Consider the following 19,178-nt stretch of genomic DNA (forward strand, 5'->3'; position numbering starts at 1 on the left):
GTAAGAAGCTCTACTCGCTACTCGCTACTCGCCGATCAAGCGGCCGCCGCGCGCCCTGCCAAGCGCGCATATTCGCCAAAGACGATCTCGCGGCCATAGGCGCGCTCCAATCGCCGCACGGTGAAATGGCCGCGCGCCAGCGACTGGAAATGCCGCGTGAAGGCGATATTGACCGCCGCCCCGCCCAGAGCGCCGAGCACGGGCGCCGCCTGCGCCGCGGCCTTTTGCGAGACGACGACGCCGAAGCGCGTCGAAATCTGCGCGATGAGCCGCGCCAGCACCGGCGCCGTCTCGTCGGCGACCGCGGTCGCGGCGACATAATGCGCGGCGTCGCTCACCGTTTTGGCGAGCAGGCCGCGAATGGCGAGATAGCCGCCCTCGAGGATGTTGCCTTCCTCCGCATGGCCGCCGAGCGCGAAGACCTGCAGACAGGCGATCGTCGCCTCTGGATCGGCGAGGTCCTCGCCCTCGCTGCGGGCGATGTCGGCGATCGAGCGCAGCATGATGACGGTGGAGACCGGCAGCTCGATCGGTAGGCTGGCGAGGCCGATGGCGCCGCCGATCGCGCCGCTCGCCGCGGCGAGGCGCAGATGCAGCCGCGAGGCGTCGCGCGCCGGGGTGGCGGGATCGAGGCTCGAGATCGCGACGCGCAGGGCCGATTTGATGCCGCGGCGGGTCGCGCTCGCGGCCACTTCCTGCAAGGCTGTGGGAATGATGCGGCCGGCGAAGCCGATCTGCCGTCCGGCGAGAGCGGTGAGCCGCTGGGCGAAGCTCTCGCGCTCCAGAATTTCGACCGCCGCTCGCAGAGCGGCGCGGTCGGCCTCCGTCATCGGCCGCTCGATCACGACGGGAAGTGCCTGCGACACGCTTGCTTTTCCTCTCCGATCGCTCCCGCCCCGGCCGCTAAGATCGGATGAAAAAGCCTGCGCCGCAAGGGCGAGCGCGGCCTTGTGCGAAGGCGCATTCTCCCACGGCGGCCGAGCACGAGATGCGCTCGGATGGGCGTTCAGTCGAAATCGATGAGGCTGTCGGTTGGAAAGTCGTAGAGCTTGCCGGTCTCGCTCCAATCCGGGCGGCACAGAGCGACGAGCTTGGGCGCCAATTCCTCGGGCGTGCGCAGCGTCATCGGATCTTCGCCCGGCATTGCGGCGGCGCGCATCTGCGTGCGCAGCGGGCCGGGATTGGCCAGCATCACCTTCACTTGTGAGGTGTTCTGCGTCTCGGCGGCGTAAGTGCGGCCGAGCGCGTTCAGCGCCGCCTTGGTGACGGCGTAAGGCCCCCAATAGGGCTTGATGCGATGCGCCGCGCCGGAGGTGACGAACACCGCGCGTCCGGCGTCGGACGAGCGCAAGAGAACGTCCATCGCGCGAATGAGTCGCCAATTGGCGGTGACATTCACGTCGAAGAGACGGCTCCATTGCGGCGGATCGACATGGGCGAGCGGCGTCACCGGGCCGAGCAGGCCGGCGTTGCCGACCAGAATGTCGAGCTTCTTCCAGCGCTCGTGAATGCAGGCGCCGAGCCGGTCGAGATTGTCGAATTCGGCGACGTCGAGCGGGACGATGGTCGCCTGGCCGCCGAAGGCGACGATCTCGTCATAGAGGAATTCGAGCGCGCCTTGCCCGCGCGCCAGCGCGACGACATGCGCGCCCTCGCGCGCGAGAGCGACGGCGAGCGCGCGGCCTATGCCGCGCGAGGCGCCGGTGACGAGGGCGACGCGGCCTTCCAGAGTCATGCGAAAATATCCTTCAGCGCGAGGTCGAGTCCCGGCGGATCGAGCCTTATCGACCCTTCGGTCACGATCTCTTCCCGCATCGCCGCCGCGCCGTCACGGCGGCAATGCGTCACGGTGCGGCGGGCGAGATCGACGATGAGATAATGGGCGAGGCTCGCCGCATGGAAATAGCCCTTCCGCTTCACGCTCTCGTCGTTCGTGTCGGGCGAATGTCCGAGAACAGTGACGACGACGATGGGGGCAGGGGCGAGCATGTCTTCCGTCGCGATGGAAGCGCCGCAATTCACCAGAATGTCGGGCTCATAGACATTATGCGCGTCCACCGCGACGCCCAGGCCGCCGACATAGGCCTCGCAAGGCGCGCCGGCGCTGACCAGAGCCTCGGCGATGGCGCGCCAAATCTTGCCCTTGGCCGCCACATGCGCGGACGGCTCGCGCGGCATGGGGACGATCTCGCCATCGACGAGCTCATAACGGCCTTCCTCATGCCGCTCAGACCAGGCGAGGAAGTCCGCTATCGTCATCGGCTCGCGGGCGGGCGCTGTCATGAGCGCCTATCTAGCACGGAGCAGGCGAAACACGAGGGTCAGATTATTGGCCGGCATCTCCACGATGCGCGGCTCGGAAAACCCGTTTTTCTGCGCGCAGGCGATCACCGTTTCTAGGTCGCGCACGCCCCAGGCGGGATTGCTCGCGCGAAGGCTGGCGTCGAACTCCTCATTGCTCGGCGCGGTATGGGCGCCGCCGCGCTTATAGGGGCCGTAGAGGCACACCGGCGCGCCCTCCGGCAGCATCGCCGCCGCCGTGGCGAAGAGGCTCTCCGTCGACTCCCAGGGCGAGATATGAATCATGTTGATGCAGACGATCGCGTCGGCCTTTGTGAGAGGCCATGGCTGCTGCGTCGCATCCAGCGCGAGCGGCGCGCGGAGATTGCGAAGCCCCATCGCCGCGACCCAGGCCGCGACGCTCTCGCGCGCTCTTTCGTCGCGGTCCGTGGGCTGGAAGACGAGCCCCGGCAGAGCGGCGGCGAAATGCGCGGAATGCTCGCCCGTGCCGCTGGCGATCTCCAGCACGAGCCCTTCCGCCGGCAGCTCCTCGCGCAGCACCTCGAGGATCGGCCCGCGATTGCGCGCGGCGGCGGGGGCGTAGAGGCGTTTGTCGTCTGCTTCCGGCGTCATCGGGGGCCTTTCTGATCGCGACGAAGCAAGAGCGGGGCCGCGCCGTCGCGGCCCCGATGTCATCAGGCATACATGAAGGAGCAATAGGGGCAAACAAACAGCAAAGTTCTAGCTAAGCTCATGAGGAGAGCGACAAAAATGAAGAGACGTCTCTTTGCCTCGGCGGCTTTCGCCGGCGCTTTCGGCATTGCGCCTCATGCCGCCATGGCGCAATCGGCGACCAATATCGCCAACGCCAATCTCCTCTCCGGCTTCAGCCTGCTCGGCAACACGCCGGCCGGCGTCACTGTGCTCGATCAAAATCTCGCCACGGCGATCGGCATCAACAATAATTCTTCCGCCGCAGTGCGGGCGCAGGCGATTTCCGACAATACGATCGCCTCGCTCGTCGGCTCGATGCAGAACGGCATGTCGGTGGCGGACGCGCTCGGCTCCAATCTCTTCGCGACCTTCGCGACGAAGAATTCCGTCGCGCCGAATTACACGGCGACCACCCTCTCGGCGAATTTCTCGAGCCTCTTCACCCAGGTCAACACGCTGATCACGGCGGGCGACTCCGCCTTCACCAAGAATTATTTCGCCAATGGCAGCACGGATGGAAATCCGGCGCATCAGGCGGTCGGCGTCTCGCTGCCGGCCGGCGGCCAGTTCAATGTCTATGACAAGGCCTATAATCCGCTGCCCGCCAACGCCAACACGGTCGGCGACAGCCGCCCGGCGCAGGTGGCGCCGACGCAGATTCAGACCTTCGTCGCCAATGATTATTTCGGCGTCTCGACCAATTCCGCCACGGCGATCCTGCCGACGCTCAAGAGCAACGCCTCCTTCCCGAGCGGCCATTCCACCTATGGCTTCACGTCCAGCCTTCTGCTCGCGATCATGGTTCCCGAGCGCTATCAGCAGCTCATCACGCGCGGCGCCGAATTCGGCAACAGCCGCATCGTGCTCGGCGCGCATTATCCGCTGGATGTGATCGGCGCGCGCATCCAGACCTATTATGATCTGGTGCAGATATTGAACGGCAATCCCGATTACGCCAATCGGACGGTTCCGGGCCTGCTCGGCGGTACCATCACCACGACCAGTGACTTCCCGGCGCTCTTTGCCGCCGCGCAGAGCGATCTTCGCGCGCTGCTGAGCACATGCTCCGGCGGGATCGCCGCTTGCGCCGCGACATCGGCGCCCGACCGCTTCAGCAGCATTTCGACCGACAAGGCCAATTACACCTATTGGCTGACCTATGGCCTCTCGCCGGTCGGCCCCACCAATCTGGCGCCGGTCGTTCCCGTCGGCGCGGAAGTGCTGATCGCCAGCCGCTTTCCCTATCTCACCACGGCGCAGCTGCGCGACGTGCTGGCGACGACGGAGCTCGCCTCCGGCCAGCCGCTCGACGACGGCTCGGGCTATGCGCGGCTCAATCTCTTCGCCGCGGCGGATGGCTATGGCTCCTTCGGCTCGCAGGTCTCGGTGACGATGAATGCGGCGCTCGGCGGCTTCAACGCGAGCGATTCCTGGAACAATGACATTTCCGGCGCGGGCGGCCTCACATTGAACGGAACCGGCCGTCTGAAGCTCACCGGAGCCGACACTTACGCGGGCCCCACCATCGTCAATGGCGGCATGCTGGAAGTCGCCGGCTCCATCGTCTCGGCGAGCATGGTAAATTCGGGCGGAACACTGGCCGGCGCCGGCACGGTCGGCAATGTGACGGTGAATTCGGGCGGAACGCTCGCGCCCGGCGCCGTGGACGCGATCGGGACGCTGACCGTCAAAGGCGCGCTCGCCTTCCAGCCGGGCTCGATCTATTCGGTGCGCGCGACGCCTCTGCTCGCGGATCGGACCAATGTCACGGGGACGGCCGCGCTCAACGGCTCGGTGAATGTGCTCGCCGGCTCCGGCCTCTACCTGCCGAGCACGTCCTACACGATCCTGAACGCTCAGGGCGGCGTGTCGGGGAGCTTCTCCAGCGTCGGAACCAATCTCGCCTTTCTGACGCCGCGGCTCGGCTATGACGCGAATAATGTCTATCTGAGCTTGAACCGCAATGATCTCGCCTTCGGCGCAGTGGCGGCGAGCGCCAATCAGCTCGCTGTGGCCAATGCGCTGACGGCGGCGAGCAAGGGCCCCTATGGCGCGGCCGGCGCGAGCCTCTTCAACACGCTCTATCTGCAGAGCGCGCAGGGCGCGCAATCGGTGTTCGACACGCTGAGCGGCGCCGGCCTCGCGGGTGCGCAATCGACGGCGATCCATGTCGGCGCGCTGGCGAGCTCGGCGATCGCTGATCAGGCCGCCTTCTGGCGCTCCGGCGAGACCAGCGACGTCACCGGAATCACCTCGCGCGAGAGCGTCGCCGGCGCGCTCAACTATGCGAAGCTCCAATCGCGCAAAGGTCCGATCGTCGTGAAGAGCCCGCCGGTCTTCACCCGCACTTGGCGCGCCTGGGGCTCCTTCTTCGGCGGCGCGGTGGACACCTCGTCCGACGCCGGTCTCGGCTCGCCTTCCTCCAAGGCCAATTATTATGGCGGAATCATCGGTCTCGATTATCAGATCGATCCCGATTGGCTCGTCGGTGTCGCGGCCGGCGGCAGCTCGTCGAATTTTTCGGTCGCGTCACAGCAGAGCAGCGGCGAGATCACCGCTTTCCACGGCGGCGTCTATACGAGCCGTCTCTTCGGCCGCTCTTATGTCGAATTGAGCGAGACGTTCAGCGTCTTTCAGAATTCGACGACGCGCACGGCCGGCGGCTTCGGCTTTCTGCCCTATGACAAGCTCAAGGCGGATTTCTCCTCGCGCGAATATCGCACCCGCGGCGAGATCGGCCATGGCTTCGACATCGGCCGCGTGAAGCTGACGCCCTTCGCCGCGGCGGAGGTCGCCTTCTACGAATCCGACGCCTTCACCGAGAAGGGCCTCAATCCGGCGAGCCCGCTGGCGCTGACGAATAGGGGCCAGTCGACGACCTCGCTGCCGACCTTCCTCGGCCTGCGCTTTTCTGACAGCTTCCGCCTCGACAATGGCTGGCGCGTCACGCCCACGGGCAGCGTCGCTTGGGTGCATGAGTTCTTCCCGCAGCGACGCCTCGCCAATACGCTGGTCGCGCTGCCGGGAGCGAGCTTCTCCGTCTTTGGTCCGCGGGAAGCCTATAATCTCGCGCAGATCAAGGCCGGCGCGCAGATCTATCTCGAGGATCGCCTGGCGCTCTTCGTCGATTTCCAGGGCGAGTTCTCGGATATGACACGCAGCTATGGCGGCAAGGGCGGGCTGAAATACAGCTGGTGAACGATCGGCTTCGCCGCTCCTGACAAGTCGGGAGCGGCGACTTGTGCGCACAGGCGCATTCGCTCCGCGGATTCGTCATCTCTGAAAAATCAGATCGGCGAAATCGCGCAGATTGCGCGTGACGAGTCGCGCGTTCTTGGTCAGCGCAATTCCGGCGATCGGCGTGACTCAGCTCGCCTCCGCCAGCAGCGACAGCTGCGTGCGCACGCGCTCTTCGGTGACATCGGTGAGCGTCGTCGGATAGTCGCCCGTGAAGCAATGATCGGTGAATTGCGGCCGCACGGGGTCGCGCTTCTCCTCGCCCATGGCGCGGTAGATGCCGTCGATCGAGAGAAAGGCGAGGCTGTCCGAGCCGATATATTGCCGCATCTCCTCGAGCGTATGCGTCGCGGCGAGCAGCTTCTCCTTCTGCGGCGTGTCGATCCCGTAATAATCGGGATTGGTGATCGGCGGCGAGGAGATGAGGAAATGCACCTCGCGCGCGCCGGCGTCGCGCATCATCTGCACGATCTTCACCGAGGTGGTGCCGCGCACGATCGAATCGTCGATGAGGATCACGCGCTTGCCGGCGACGACGGAGCGATTGGCGCTGTGCTTCAAGCGCACGCCGATCTCGCGCACGGACTGAGTCGGCTGGATGAAGGTGCGGCCGACATAATGATTGCGGATGATGCCGAGCTCGAAGGGAATGCCCGACTCGCGCGCATAGCCGATGGCCGCCGGCACGCCGGAATCGGGCACCGGCACGACGACGTCCGCCTCGATCCTGCGCTCGCGAGCGAGTTCTGCGCCCATCGCCTTGCGCACCTCATAGACCGGCCGGCCATGCACGATGGAGTCGGGGCGCGCGAAATAAATATATTCGAAGATGCAGGGACGCATCTGCTGCGGCGGAAAGGGCTTGACGCTTTCGAGCCCCTCTTCCGAAATGACGACGACCTCGCCATTCTCGACGTCGCGGACGAAGCGCGCGCCGATGATGTCGAGCGCGCAAGTCTCCGAGGCGAGAATATATTTGCCGTCCAGCTCGCCGATGACGAGCGGGCGAATGCCGAGCGGATCGCGCGCGCCGATCAGCTTCTTGTTGGAGAGCACGACGAGCGCATAGGCGCCCTCTATGGAGCGCAGCGCCTCGATGAAGCGCTCCACCAGCCGCGTCTTGCGGCTGCGCGCCACGAGATGGAGAATGACTTCCGTGTCGGAGGTCGATTGGAAGATCGCGCCTTCCTCGATCAGATCGCGGCGAAGCGTGAGCGCATTGGTGAGATTGCCATTGTGGCCGATGGCGAAGCCGCCCGTGTTGAGCTCGGCGAACAGCGGCTGCACATTGCGCAGGATCGTCTCGCCGGTGGTGGCGTAGCGGACATGGCCGATCGCCGAATTGCCGGGCAGGCGCTTGATCGTGCTCTCATGCGAGAAATGATCGCCGACGAGGCCGAGGCGGCGCTCCGAGTTGAAGCGCTTGCCGTCGAAGGCGACGATGCCCGCCGCCTCCTGGCCGCGGTGCTGCAGGGCGTGCAGCCCGAGCGCGGTCAGCACTGTCGCTTCGGGATGGTCGAATATGCCGAAGACGCCGCAATATTCGCGCAGCCGATCGCCGTCGAGATCGTCGTCGCCGGACGTGGCCTCGATGTTCGGCTCTCTCTCTATGTTCGATTCGGCCTCGATGTTCGCCTCGATGTTCGACATGGAAGGACGCCCGCCGCCGTCCAGGTCGGAACCATTCATGTTTCGCCACTCCACCATTTGCGCCGAAGCGTCCCGAGCGCTCAGCGCGCCTTGTGACCCGAGACGAGGGCGTCGAGTTTCTGTTGTTCGTTCGCGCCATATGTGGCGACGGACGGGCGATTTGTAAGATCGCCGCGCTTTTCGGGCGCAGGTTCGGCGTCGCCTTTGCCGGCGTCGCTGTCGGATTCGGCCGGCGGCTCATCCGCGCCGACGCCCGCCTTTTTGGTCTTGATCTTCGCGACGAGGCCCTCGATGTCGTCGGGCAGATATTCGCGCAGCTTGTCGCCGGAGGCTTGCAGCACCGGCTTGGTGCGGGCGTTCTTGATCCACTCCGGCTGGCTCGCGTCCGGCACCAGCCAAGCGTAGAACACAAAGGCCACGACCGCGAGAAGCAGACCGCGCGCCGCGCCGAAGAGGAAGCCCAAAGTGCGGTCCAGCGCGCCGATCTTGGAGTCGAGGATGACGTCCGAGAGCTTCACGGTGAACAGCGACACCACCACCAGAGTCGCGAAGAAGACGATCGCCGCCGCCGCGAGCAGGGCGATATTGTCCTTCGGGACATAGGGCTTGACGTAAGGCACGACGAGCGGATGCAAATAATAGGCCGCTGCTGCGGCCGCCACCCAGGACAAAATGGCCAGCACTTCGCGCGTGAAGCCGCGCAGCAGCGCGAGCAGGCCCGAGACCAGCACCACTATGGTGACGGCGAGATCGAGATAGGACGGCATTGCAAGGCCTCTCGTGTTTCGTCTTCTTCAGAGCCGATCCGATCGGATCGGAAAGGCTCTCGCTTGTCGCTCGGAGCGAATGTCGATCGCTCCGACGTCGAATCCCTCGGGTCGCGCGCGGCGCTCGAGCGGACCTTACACGAGGCGCCGCCGAAGCTCGACGCCGGCGCGTTCGCCGTCGCCGTCGGAATCTCGAGGCGGAGTATAAGGGAGCGGCCGAAATTCGTCACGTCCCGGCGTGGGCGGCGCCGTTTGTCCACAAGCGGCCGCGCGCGCGAAGCCTACAAACCCCGCGATTGCGGCATTTGCGAGAAGCGCGGCGGGCGAAGCGGGGCGACCGCCGCAACGGCGCTCAGGCGGCTCGGCGAATCTCGCCCAGAGTGGAGGCGGCGATCATCAGCGCCATGCCGTGCAGGCGGGCCTCGTCGCGGCCCTGCCAGCGACGCAGAATCACGCGGAAGAGCTCGTCCATCACCGTCTCGTCTATGGCTTCGAGCGAGCGCTCTTCTATGTTTGCGCGGCGGGCGAGCAGCACGAGATCGTTGCGAGCGTCGCGCGCTAGCAGCGGCTCACCCTCGAGCAGGCTGCGCCACATGCGGCAATGCTGCCGTCCGAGCGCATCCCACATCTGTCGACGACCGCGAAACCAGGCCTCGTAGACGCTGAATATTCGGTCCGCCACTAGTGGTTCACTCCAACGGGCGATTTCTCTGCTCGTCTCCGCAAATTCCCGAGATTGCATCGTCTGGCCTCGTGGAAACCTGTAAAACGCGTGATTCGTTGAATGAAATCATTATTGCCCATGGTTAATTTTCTGCAACCATCCGAGCCGGACGCTGCACCGTTTATTCTGCCTCTACGTCGTCATTCCTGTGGTGAATGTTGAGGGCGCCAAGCAAAAATGCGTATTCATCCGGGCTATGACTACGTGTTCTTTGTTCGACGAGAGAGCGCTTCGGCGCGGCGCGAGCGGCCAGAACGCGGCTCGCGGCGAGTCAATCGCGCCGCGGCGCGCGGCCCCGCTCGCGCCCGCCGACCGAATCTTTCGCAATGTCGGCGACCAGCGAGGCGACATGGCCGCAATGCGACAAAGCGACTCCCGACATTTTGTCGTCTTCGTTCGTCTGCTGGGCCTGCGGCAGCACGGCGCGGCGAAAGCCGAGCTTGCCGGCCTCCTTCAGCCGCGCGCCGGCGTGGATCACGGGGCGGACCGAGCCCGAGAGCGCGATCTCGCCGAAAAACAGCAGCTCGGCGGGCAGGGTCGCGCCGGTCAGCGAGGAGACCAGCGCCGCCGCCGCGGCGAGATCGGCGGCCGGCTCGTCCGCACGCAGGCCTCCGGCGACATTGAGATAGACGTCGTGCATTCCGAGCTTGAGCCCGGCATGGGCTTCGAGCACGGCGAGAATCATCGACAGTCGATTCGAATCGAAGCCGACGACGGCGCGTCGCGGCGTGCCGAGCGAGCTGGGCGCGACCAGCGCCTGAATCTCCACCAGCATGGGGCGCTGGCCCTCCATGCCGGCGAGCACGGCGGCGCCCGGCGCGGCGGCGTCGCGGCCGGCGAGAAATAGGGCGGAGGGATTGGCGACCTCGGCGAGGCCGGCGCCGGTCATCTCGAAGACGCCGATCTCGCCGGTCGCGCCGAAACGATTCTTCGAGGCGCGCAACATGCGGAAATGATGCGCGCTGTCGCCCTCGAAGGAGAGCACGGCGTCGACCATATGCTCGACGACGCGCGGGCCGGCGACCTGGCCGTCCTTGGTCACATGGCCGACGAGAATCACCGTCGATCCGCTGAGCTTGGCGTGGCGCAGCAGCGCCTGGGCGCTGGCGCGCACCTGAGTCACCGTGCCGGGCGCCGATTCGGCGGCCTCCGTATGCATCGTCTGTATGGAGTCGATGACGATCAGCGCCGCGCGCTTGCCGCTGGCGCAGGTGGCGAGAATATCCTCCACCTGCGTCGCCCCGGCGAGCTCGACCGGGGCGTCGGAAAGGCCGAGCCGCTCGGCGCGCAGCCGCACCTGGGCCGCAGCCTCCTCGCCCGAAATGTAGATCACCCGCTCGCCACGCCGCGCCAGCGCCGCGCAGGCCTGGATCAGCAGCGTCGATTTGCCGATGCCGGGCTCGCCGCCGAGCAGCGCCACCGAGCCGGGCACGAAGCCGCCGCCGGTCACGCGGTCGAATTCTTCAATTCCGGTGGCGATGCGCGGGGCAGGGCGCGCGTCGCCGGCCAGCGCCTCGAGCGCGAAAGGCCGGCCGCGCCCGACGCGCGCCGTCGGACCGAAGCCGCCGCCGGCGCCGCCATTCTCCTCGACGATCGTGTTCCACTCGTTGCAGGACTCGCAGCGGCCCTGCCAGCGGTTCGTCACCGCCCCGCAGCTCTGGCAGACGAAGCTTTGGCGGGCCTTAGCCATGGCGCGCTTCGCCCTCTCCCGACATGGCCGGCAGAAGCGCCAGCGGCGCCAGCGCCGCGGCGGCGGCGCAGCCATAGGCGAAGCCTTGGCCGCTCGCCTCGGCCAGCGCGCCGAAGGCGACATTGCCGGCGATCACCGCCACCGCGTTGGCGAGGCCGAAAACGCCGAAGCCGGTGGCGCGCAAATGCGCCGGCGCGGCGCGGGCGACCAGAGCCGAGAAGGCCACTTGCGCCAGCGCTATATGCAGGCCCCAGAGCGCGATCCCGACGAAGACGAAAGAAAGCTCCTGCGACGCCGCGAGCGCGGCCTCGGAGATCGCCAGCGTCACGCTCGCGGCGACGAGCAGACGGCGCTCGCTCCAGCGATCGACGAGCTTGCCGGCCGGATAGGCGGCGAGCATTGCGACGAAGGACATCGCCACCAGCGTCAGCGGCGCGAAGGCGATGCGCAAGCCGGCGCCCGTCGCCCGCAGCACCAGAAAGGCTTCGCCCACGCGGGCGGCGGCGAGCAGCGCGCCGAAGGCGAGCAGCAGCCATAAGGCGCACGGCAGCTCGGAAAATCCGGCGAGCAGCGCTTTGCGCCCCGTGGCGGGCGGGCGCGTCTCCTCCGGCTCGTGAACGAAAATCGCGAGAACCAGCACGCAGATCAGCGCCGGCAGGCAGGCGATCCAGAAGACGAAGCGCGTGTCGTCATGCGTCGCCAGCATCAATCCGATCGCCGCCAGCGGGCCGATCACGGCGCCGACCGTGTCGAGCGTCTGGCGCAGGCCATAGGCGGCGCCGCGCTGCTCCGACGTGGTGACGTCGGCGATCAGCGCGTCGCGCGGCGCCCCGCGCAATCCCTTGCCCACACGGTCGAGAACGCGCGCCGCGATCACCTCCGCCGCGCCGCCGGCGAGCGGAAAGATCGGCTTGGTCGCCGCGGCGAGGGCATAGCCGAACAGCGCCAGCCCCTTGCGCCGGCCGATCATGTCGGAGACGCGGCCGGAGACGACTTTCACGGCGAGCGCCGTCGCTTCCGCCGCGCCTTCGATCCAGCCGATCTCGGCGATGGCGACGCCGAGCGTTCCGGCGAGATAGACCGGCAGCAGCGCATGGATCATCTCGGAGGAGAAATCCATGAACAGCGAGGTCACGCCCAGCGCCCAGACGGCGGAGGGCATGGACGCGGCCGCGCGAATCGTCGTCGCGGAGGCGGGGGCTCGCTCGCTCATGCGCGCTTGTATGTCGCCGATCATCGCCTCGGCAAGCGAAAGCGAAAAGCGCTCGGATTTTTCGAACGGACGCCTTCGATCGATCAGGCCGCGCTCCGAGGCGCGCTTTCAGCGCGTCGGGTGGACCAGCGCTCTAATCTTCGATCGCGCGTTGTCCGTTGATGCGCGCGCGCAGCACATTGGACGCCTTGAACATCACGACGCGGCGCGCGGTGATCGGCGCCGAGGCGCCGGTCTTGGGATTGCGGCCGACGCGCTCGCCCTTGGAGCGAATGTGAAAGGAGCCGAAAGAGGAGAGCTTGACGTCGTCGCCGGAAACGATGGCGTTGAAAATTTCCGACAGCACGGCTTCCACGAACTCGCCCGACTCGGCGCGGGAGAGGCCGATGCGGCGATGGACGGCGTCGGCGAGATCGGCGCGCGTCACCGTGTGATGCGCCGGAGCGGTCGACGTCGTGGAGGTCGAATTCGTGGAGGTCGAATTCGTGGAAATGGCGCGCTCGTCGCGGGAAAGGTCTTCGACTGCCGGCGGGGCTTTTTCTGAAACATTTTGTGACATGATCGGCCTTATCGATTCAAAACGAAAACTAACATCGTCGAGTTCGACTTCTTTTTCTGGTCTGTGACAACTCTCGCGGGAGAAGGGTTCGTCGCGAAGCATCGCGACGGGCCATAGCGGGCCCTCATCGCGAGGCGCGAAAAACTCAATTTGATTATTTTTCAGAAACTACGGCGAAAATCAAGCGCAGGTTGCAGTTTCAGGACCGGGATTTCGTGGCGCCTCACCAGCGGATGAGCGCCGACCCCCAGGTGAATCCGCCGCCTACCGCCTCGAGCATCACGAGATCGTCACGTTTGATGCGGCCGTCGTCGCGCGCGACCGACAGAGCGAGGGGGATGGAGGCCGCAGAAGTATTGCCGTGCAAATGCACTGTGGCGACGACTTTTTCCGGCGCTATGCCGAGCTTTGCGGCCGACATGTCGATGATGCGGCGATTGGCCTGATGCGGCACGAACCAGGAGAGATCGGCCGCCGTGAAGCCGGTCGCCGCAAAGGCGTCCGTCACGACATCCGTCACCATGCCGACGGCGAAGCGGAACACTTCCTTGCCTTCCATGCGCAAATGGCCCACCGTGCCGGTGGAGGAGGGGCCGCCGTCGACATGCAATTTGGCGCGATGGCGTCCGTCCGAGCGCAAATGCGTCGTCAATATGCCGCGCTCGGCGAGCGAGCCTTCGCTCTCGCGCGCCTCCAGCACCATGGCGCCGGCGCCGTCGCCGAACAGCACGCAGGTGGTGCGGTCGTTCCAGTCGAGAATGCGCGAGAAAGTCTCCGCGCCGATGACCAGCGCGCGCTTGTGCGAGCCGGAGCGCAGAAATTTCTCCGCCGTCGCCAGAGCGAAGACGAAACCCGAGCACACGGCCTGAAGATCGAAGGCGGCGCCGCGCGTCATGCCGAGCGCGGCCTGAATCTGCGTCGCCGTCGAGGGGAAAGTATAATCCGGCGTGGACGTTCCGACGATGACGAGATCGATGTCCTCCGGCCCGAGGCCGGCGTCGGCGAGGGCGGCGCGCGCGGCCTTCTCCCCCAGCATGGAGGTGGTCTCGCCGGGCGCGGCGATGTGGCGCTCCTTTATGCCGGTGCGCTGGGTGATCCATTCGTCGCTGGTGTCGACAGTGGCGGCGAGCTCCTCATTGGTGAGGATGCGGCTCGGCAGATAGCTGCCGAGACCGACGACGACAGAGCGCAGAGGGCGCGGAGAAAGAGTCACTGAGCGGCTTCCTGGTCGTCGCGGCGGCTCGAGGCCAGCATGTCGCGGATCTTGGAGAGCAGGCCTTGATGCGCCATCTCATAGCCGATCTCGACCGCGCGGGCGAAGGCCAGCGCGTCGGCGCCGCCATGGCTCTTGATGACGATCCCCTCGAGGCCGAGAAACACGCCGCCGTTGATGTTGCGAACGTCGATCTTGTCGCGCAGCTCGCGAAAGGCGCCGCGCGCCAGCAGATAGCCGATCTTGGCGAGCCAGCTGCGGCCGATCGCCTCGCGCAGATAATTGGTGATCTGAGTCGCTGTGCCTTCGGCGGTCTTCAGCGCGATATTGCCGGAGAAGCCTTCCACCACCACCACGTCGACGACGCCCTTGCCGATCTCGTCGCCCTCGACGAAGCCGTGATAGTCGAGATCGGGAAGGTCCGCCTCCCGGAGCAGGCGAGAGGCCGTCTTGACCTCCTCGACGCCCTTTATCTCCTCGACGCCGACATTGAGCAGGCCGACGCTCGGCCGCTCCATGTCGAAGAGCGAGCGCGCCATCGCCGCGCCCATGACGGCGAGATCGACGAGATGGCGGGCGTCCGCGCCGATGGAGGCGCCGACGTCGAGCACGATGGAATAGCCGCGCGCCGTCGGCGCCGGCCACAGGCAGGCCAGCGCCGGCCGCTCGATCTTGGCCATTGTGCGCAGGCAGACCTTGGCCATGGCCATCAGCGCGCCGGTGTTGCCGGCCGAGACGGCGACATCGGCCTCGTTCTTCTTCACCGCCTCGATCGCCTGCCACATGGAGGAGACGCGGCGCCCGGAGCGCAGCGCCTGGCTCGGCTTGTCGTCCATGCGCACGGCGACGTCGCAATGGCGGACGGTCGCGACGCGGGCGAGGCGCGGATGCGCGGCGAGCTCGACGCGAATCGACGCCTCGTCGCCGAACAGCAGGAAGCTGCTGTCGGGGTGACGATCGTGAGCGATAGCGGCGCCGGCGATGGTGATCTTCGGACCATGATCGCCGCCCATGGCGTCCAACGCTATGCGAATGGGCTGCGCCATTCTGCCTCGTCTCCCGACATTGTTTACGAATGACGTACGAATGACGATCCGCGCGGCCCGTATTGTTCCGCCCCACGGGGCCGCCGGTCGCGCGAAAGATGCGGCGAAGCGGAGCGGCCAGGCGCCCGCTCGTTTCTCGGTTCCGCGCGATCGCTCGTCGCGGACCGAACTCGCCGCCGGCCCAAGGCGCCAGCCGCTGACGAATTGCCATTTGCGCCGCTCCAGCGCAAGAGCAATTCCTGCCGGAGCTTTCGCTTCCCTACTTTCGGCGTCGCTTGCCGGAGTCTTCGCCGAGCGCGTCGCGCAGGCGAGCGAAAGGCGAGACTTTCGCCGGCGCCTCCTCTGGCGGCTCGGTCTCGTCGGGCAGGGCGAAGCGCGCGCCCGGCTTGCGCGGATAGGGGTCGAGCGCCAGCGCCAGAAATTCCGCGACAATGGCGCCGAGATCGATTCGGCCGTCGACCAGCGGGTCTGGCGCATCCGCGTCGAGATCGGCGATATGGCGGCTCGCTCGCGGCTCCTCCTTCTGCTCGACGGGCTCCGCCTCGCGCCGGCGCCGCGACATGCGCTCCGCCGGGGGCGGGGCGGTCGGCGTCGGCTCGGGCGCGAAGGAGACGTCGATCGGCTCGACGATGCGGGCGTCGAATTCTTCCAGCGTCACCACGCAGGTCTGGCGCACATCGGCGGTGAGCTCGCCCTCGACGCGCAATCCGCCGCGGCCCGCCCGCGTCACTTTCAGCTTCGCCTCGAGGCGATTCAGCGCGGCGAGATCATCCATCTCGGCGAGCGCCGCGCGTTCGGCGGCGTCGGCGGCGATGGTCAGCTCGAGCCCGTCCTCGGGGACGTCGACGGCGGCGAGCGGACGCGCGAAAGGGTTTTCGGGCAATTGCAGATCGTCGCTCATTCGCCGCTCCTCGACTCTTTTCGACGTCGCCGCTTCGGCCGGCCACGGTGAAATATAGATGGGCGCCGCGCCCATTGGGGGAAGCTTCGCCATTTTCCGGCCATTGATACGGTCGAAGACGCGCCGACGCCAGCCTCCGGGTCGCGCCGGAGGCGTCGCCGCTTGCTTTCGCGCCAGCCGAGAGTTAGGCAAACGCTTCGAACATTGTCGCGATAGAGGTCGGCCTCATGGAGGCCCAGCGCGGAGAGAAACATGGGGTTTTCGCTCGTCGTCGTTTCGCGGCAGGCCCGCTGCCTCGCCGCTCTCGCTCTGCTCGCGGCGCCGCTCGCCGGGTGCCTCGGCTATGACGGCGTCATCAACCGCGGCGCCATCATCGAGGAGCGCAAGGTCGCGCAGGTGAAGGTGGGAATGCCGGCCCCGCAGGTTCTCGCTCTTCTCGGCACGCCCTCGACGACATCGACGATCGGCGGCGACGCTTGGTACTATGTGAGCCAGCGCATCCAGCGCGAGCTCGCCTTCCTGCCGCCCGAGGTCGCCGACCAGCACATTCTCGCGGTCTATTTCGACAAGACGAAAAAGGTCCAGCGCATCGCCGACTATGGGCTGAAGGACGGCAAGGTCGTCGACTTCCTCAGCCGCACCACGCCCACGGCCGGGGCCGAGTTCAATTTCATCCGCAATATGCTGGCGAAGCTGACCAGCTTCTGAGGATTCGAGAAAAATCCGAGCTTTTTCAATCGGAAGCATGGCTGTGTCGATTTGGCGCAATTGTGGCGGCCGAATCGGCCGACCAGCTTCGTACGTAGCCGATCGCTTCATTTTTAAAGGCTTGTGGGAAATACGGAGCGCCGGCCGAATGTGACGCGCGCGTGACGCGCGCAGTCGATTTTTCGCCCCTCGCGGTTGCTAGCCTCTGTCTCGTCCAAACAACAGCGAGGAATGAAACAGAGTGTCTTTCGAAGCGATAGCTCCTGCCGTTCGCGGCGAAGCGTCGGCGCCGAAATGGTCGCGCTTTCTGCCCGTGTTCGACCGCGCAGACGCGGACCGCCCCCTCGCGGGGGCCGACGGATCCGTTCACATGCTCCTTCGCGCTTTCGCCATAGCGACGGCTCTCGCCTTCGCCCTGGTGGCCGCGTTGCTCTCTATGCCGGATGGCTGGGGCCGGTTCAGATCGTCGGAGGCGTCGCGAGCCGGCGCGCGGAGCCGCCCGGCGCCGCCGCCCTTGTTTTTTCTGACCAATCGCGGCCTCACCGATCAGCCGCTCGACGCCGACGCCGCCGAGGCGATAGGCGAGGCGGTGAAGGCTTGGTCCGGCTCCGCCGACGCCGAAGCCGACAAAAACGTGGCCGGCGCCGCTCCGATGGTGCTGCAGTTCGGCCCTGTGCGCGTCGCCCGCGCCATTGTCGAGCACGTCGTGCAGGCCGCCCGCACCACGGGATCCGATCCTGCCCTGCTGATGGCGATCGCCGACAAGGAGTCGAGCTTCGCGCCGAAGGCCAAGGCCAGCACCTCCTCGGCGAGCGGATTGTTCCAGTTCATCGATTCGACGTGGCTGAAGGCTGTGCGCATGTTCGGCCGCAGCCATGGCCAGGAGGCGGCGGCGCAGGCGATCGGCGGCGACTATCGCGTCGCGCCGCAGAAGCGCTCCGAAATCCTCGCCATGCGCAATGATCCGTATCTTTCCGCCGTGTTCGCGGCCGAGATGCTGAAGCATGACGGCGAGCGCATCGCCGAGCGCATCGGCCGTCCGCTGACGGCGGGCGAGACCTATCTGATCCACTTCCTGGGGCCGGACGACGCCGCCCGCTTCATGGCGAAGGTGGAGGAGGCGCCGAACACGCCGGCCGCCAAGCTGCTTCCGCGGCCCGCCCGCGCCAATAAGCCCATCTTCTTCGCCCGCGAAGGCAAGAAGATGAAGCCGAAGTCTGTCGGCGAGGTGCACGAGGCCTTCGAGACGATGATGGGCAAGCGCTCCGATCGCTACAAAGGCGTGGAGCGGCAGCTCCCAGCCGCGGCGCTCGCCTATACGGAGTGAGCTTCGTTCGAAGAAAATGAGAAAGGCGGCCTCGCGGGCCGCCTTTTTCGTCTCTGGTCTATCGCTCCGCGGCTCGCGCCAATTCCCGCCAGCGGCTGGGCGCGAGGCCGCTCCATTGCTCGAAGGCGCGGGTGAAATGCGCCGGATCGCTATAGCCGAGCTGCGCGGCGATCTCGGTGATCGAGAGCTCCGGCCGGCGCAGCAGGCCAATCGCGCGGCGCTGGAGCGTGTCGCGCAGGAGATCGGCGTAGCTCAGTCCGAGATCGCCGAGCCGACGCTGGAGCGTGCGCTTCGACAATCCGGCGCGCCGCACGATCGTCTCGAGCGTGGGGCGGCCGCCGAGCAGCTCCAGCTCGATCAGCACGGCGATCCTGCCGGGAAGATCGTCCGGCGCCGGAATGTCGAAGATGCGGGCGATTTCCTCGGCGCCCAGTCCATCGCCTTCGCCCAGTCGCGGATTGACGGCCATCAACAGCCGCTGATCGAAGACGATCGAGCCCGGGCCGTCGCAGAGCACGATGTCGGCGCCCATCTGCTCGCCGATCGATCGTCGCGCGCTCGCCGGCAGGCCGCCGAACATCACGCGGCGCGGCAGCCAGCGCGCGCCGGCGAAATGCCGCACGAGGGCGATCATATACCAGACGGCCAGCATCTCATTCTGCGGCCGGCCCTCGGTCGCAGGATCGTCCAGCTCATAGGACCAGACGGCCTCCTCGCCCTGTCGTCGCAGGACCAGCCGCGTCGCGCTCTGCAGCATATGCGGCAGGCTGGCTCCGGCGCGATGGATGGCCTCGAGCAGCGTCGGCGCCCGTGTCACCCATTTGCCATAGACGCCGAGGCCGGCGATCGACGTCCGGCGGCCGAGGCGGGCGGCGAAGGCTTCGTCGGCCAGCTCGCGGGAGGCGGCGGCGAGCAGGCGAAAATGATCGCGCAGCGGCAGCAGCGTGTCCGGCGATTCGAGCAGGCCGAGCGGCAGCTCCGCGCGGCGAAACGCGCGCTCGATCGAGCCGCCGGCGCCGCCGACGACCTCGGCGATCGGCCCCAGCGTGCTCGCGCGTGTGTAGCCCGTTTGTCGCATCTGCCCTCGCGCGCCATCGTCCGGCGTTTTCGGCATGTCCTGGCAAGCGCCGCCAGCGGCCGGACGATAGC

The 19,178-nt window shown here is 66.7% G+C and carries 17 protein-coding genes; 3 read left to right on the plus strand and 14 right to left on the minus strand.

All coding sequences use genetic code 11. The annotated features are described in order from the left end of the window. Positions 1 to 35 precede the first annotated feature (35 nt). From FMZ75_RS07740 to FMZ75_RS07755, 4 genes are all read right to left on the minus strand, one after another. On the minus strand, positions 36 to 830 hold the full coding sequence (locus tag FMZ75_RS07740; protein ID WP_166142083.1) for an EcsC family protein: 795 nt from the start codon (positions 828 to 830) through the stop codon (positions 36 to 38). A 176-nt stretch (positions 831 to 1,006) separates the two neighbouring features. Then, complete coding sequence (locus FMZ75_RS07745; protein WP_166141943.1) at positions 1,007 to 1,735, minus strand: SDR family NAD(P)-dependent oxidoreductase; 729 nt, start codon at positions 1,733 to 1,735, stop codon at positions 1,007 to 1,009. Next, complete coding sequence (locus FMZ75_RS07750) at positions 1,732 to 2,283, minus strand: Uma2 family endonuclease (protein ID WP_166141946.1); 552 nt, start codon at positions 2,281 to 2,283, stop codon at positions 1,732 to 1,734. Before FMZ75_RS07750 ends, FMZ75_RS07745 begins: the two co-directional genes overlap by 4 nt. 6 nt (positions 2,284 to 2,289) lie before the next feature. Next, positions 2,290 to 2,913, minus strand: a complete 624-nt coding sequence (locus tag FMZ75_RS07755) for a DUF938 domain-containing protein (protein WP_166141949.1) — start codon at positions 2,911 to 2,913, stop codon at positions 2,290 to 2,292. A 138-nt stretch (positions 2,914 to 3,051) separates the two neighbouring features. On the opposite strand from FMZ75_RS07755, the gene FMZ75_RS07760 reads away from it, so the two are divergent. Next, positions 3,052 to 6,192 (plus strand): autotransporter domain-containing protein, encoded by a 3,141-nt coding sequence (locus FMZ75_RS07760; protein ID WP_166141951.1) that lies wholly within the window; start codon positions 3,052 to 3,054, stop codon positions 6,190 to 6,192. 168 nt (positions 6,193 to 6,360) lie between these two features. On the opposite strand, the gene purF is transcribed toward FMZ75_RS07760, so the two are convergent. The 9 genes from purF to FMZ75_RS07805 form a co-directional block, all read right to left on the minus strand. Beyond that, positions 6,361 to 7,920 carry an amidophosphoribosyltransferase gene (purF, locus tag FMZ75_RS07765; RefSeq protein ID WP_370464686.1) on the minus strand — a complete coding sequence of 520 codons (1,560 nt, stop codon included), beginning with the start codon at positions 7,918 to 7,920 and terminating at the stop codon, positions 6,361 to 6,363. A gap of 41 nt (positions 7,921 to 7,961) precedes the next feature. Continuing rightward, positions 7,962 to 8,648: a CvpA family protein gene (locus FMZ75_RS07770; RefSeq protein WP_166141953.1), complete on the minus strand. Its 687-nt coding sequence runs from the start codon at positions 8,646 to 8,648 to the stop codon at positions 7,962 to 7,964. A gap of 352 nt (positions 8,649 to 9,000) precedes the next feature. Continuing rightward, complete coding sequence (locus tag FMZ75_RS07775) at positions 9,001 to 9,390, minus strand: hypothetical protein (protein WP_244594737.1); 390 nt, start codon at positions 9,388 to 9,390, stop codon at positions 9,001 to 9,003. Between the two features lie 253 nt (positions 9,391 to 9,643). After that, positions 9,644 to 11,062, minus strand: a complete 1,419-nt coding sequence (gene radA, locus FMZ75_RS07780) for a DNA repair protein RadA (protein ID WP_108918125.1) — start codon at positions 11,060 to 11,062, stop codon at positions 9,644 to 9,646. Next, positions 11,055 to 12,275, minus strand: coding sequence for an MFS transporter (locus tag FMZ75_RS07785; protein ID WP_166141955.1), 1,221 nt, complete (start codon positions 12,273 to 12,275; stop codon positions 11,055 to 11,057). Before FMZ75_RS07785 ends, radA begins: the two co-directional genes overlap by 8 nt. Positions 12,276 to 12,408: 133 nt before the next feature. Next, positions 12,409 to 12,768: an integration host factor subunit alpha gene (locus FMZ75_RS07790; protein ID WP_370464688.1), complete on the minus strand. Its 360-nt coding sequence runs from the start codon at positions 12,766 to 12,768 to the stop codon at positions 12,409 to 12,411. A gap of 289 nt (positions 12,769 to 13,057) precedes the next feature. Continuing rightward, complete coding sequence (locus FMZ75_RS07795) at positions 13,058 to 14,047, minus strand: beta-ketoacyl-ACP synthase III (protein ID WP_166141957.1); 990 nt, start codon at positions 14,045 to 14,047, stop codon at positions 13,058 to 13,060. Further along, entirely contained in the window at positions 14,044 to 15,093 is a 1,050-nt protein-coding gene (gene plsX / locus FMZ75_RS07800; protein ID WP_142863145.1) for a phosphate acyltransferase PlsX, read from the minus strand. Before plsX ends, FMZ75_RS07795 begins: the two co-directional genes overlap by 4 nt. Positions 15,094 to 15,352: 259 nt before the next feature. Continuing rightward, positions 15,353 to 15,994, minus strand: a complete 642-nt coding sequence (locus FMZ75_RS07805; protein ID WP_246728844.1) for a DUF177 domain-containing protein — start codon at positions 15,992 to 15,994, stop codon at positions 15,353 to 15,355. A gap of 252 nt (positions 15,995 to 16,246) precedes the next feature. On the opposite strand from FMZ75_RS07805, the gene FMZ75_RS07810 reads away from it, so the two are divergent. Then, positions 16,247 to 16,702, plus strand: a complete 456-nt coding sequence (locus FMZ75_RS07810) for an outer membrane protein assembly factor BamE (RefSeq protein WP_166141959.1) — start codon at positions 16,247 to 16,249, stop codon at positions 16,700 to 16,702. A 370-nt stretch (positions 16,703 to 17,072) separates the two neighbouring features. Continuing rightward, the gene (locus tag FMZ75_RS07815) at positions 17,073 to 18,029 is read left to right on the plus strand and encodes a transglycosylase SLT domain-containing protein (RefSeq protein WP_246728845.1); all 957 of its coding nucleotides are present in this window, start codon (positions 17,073 to 17,075) and stop codon (positions 18,027 to 18,029) included. 58 nt (positions 18,030 to 18,087) lie between these two features. Here the strand turns inward: FMZ75_RS07815 and FMZ75_RS07820 are convergent, their stop codons facing one another. Then, positions 18,088 to 19,107: an AraC family transcriptional regulator gene (locus tag FMZ75_RS07820; protein ID WP_166141963.1), complete on the minus strand. Its 1,020-nt coding sequence runs from the start codon at positions 19,105 to 19,107 to the stop codon at positions 18,088 to 18,090. Positions 19,108 to 19,178 lie beyond the last annotated feature (71 nt).

The organism is Methylosinus sp. RM1 (assembly GCF_011378635.1).
Classification (GTDB): Bacteria; Pseudomonadota; Alphaproteobacteria; order Rhizobiales; family Beijerinckiaceae; genus Methylosinus; species Methylosinus sporium.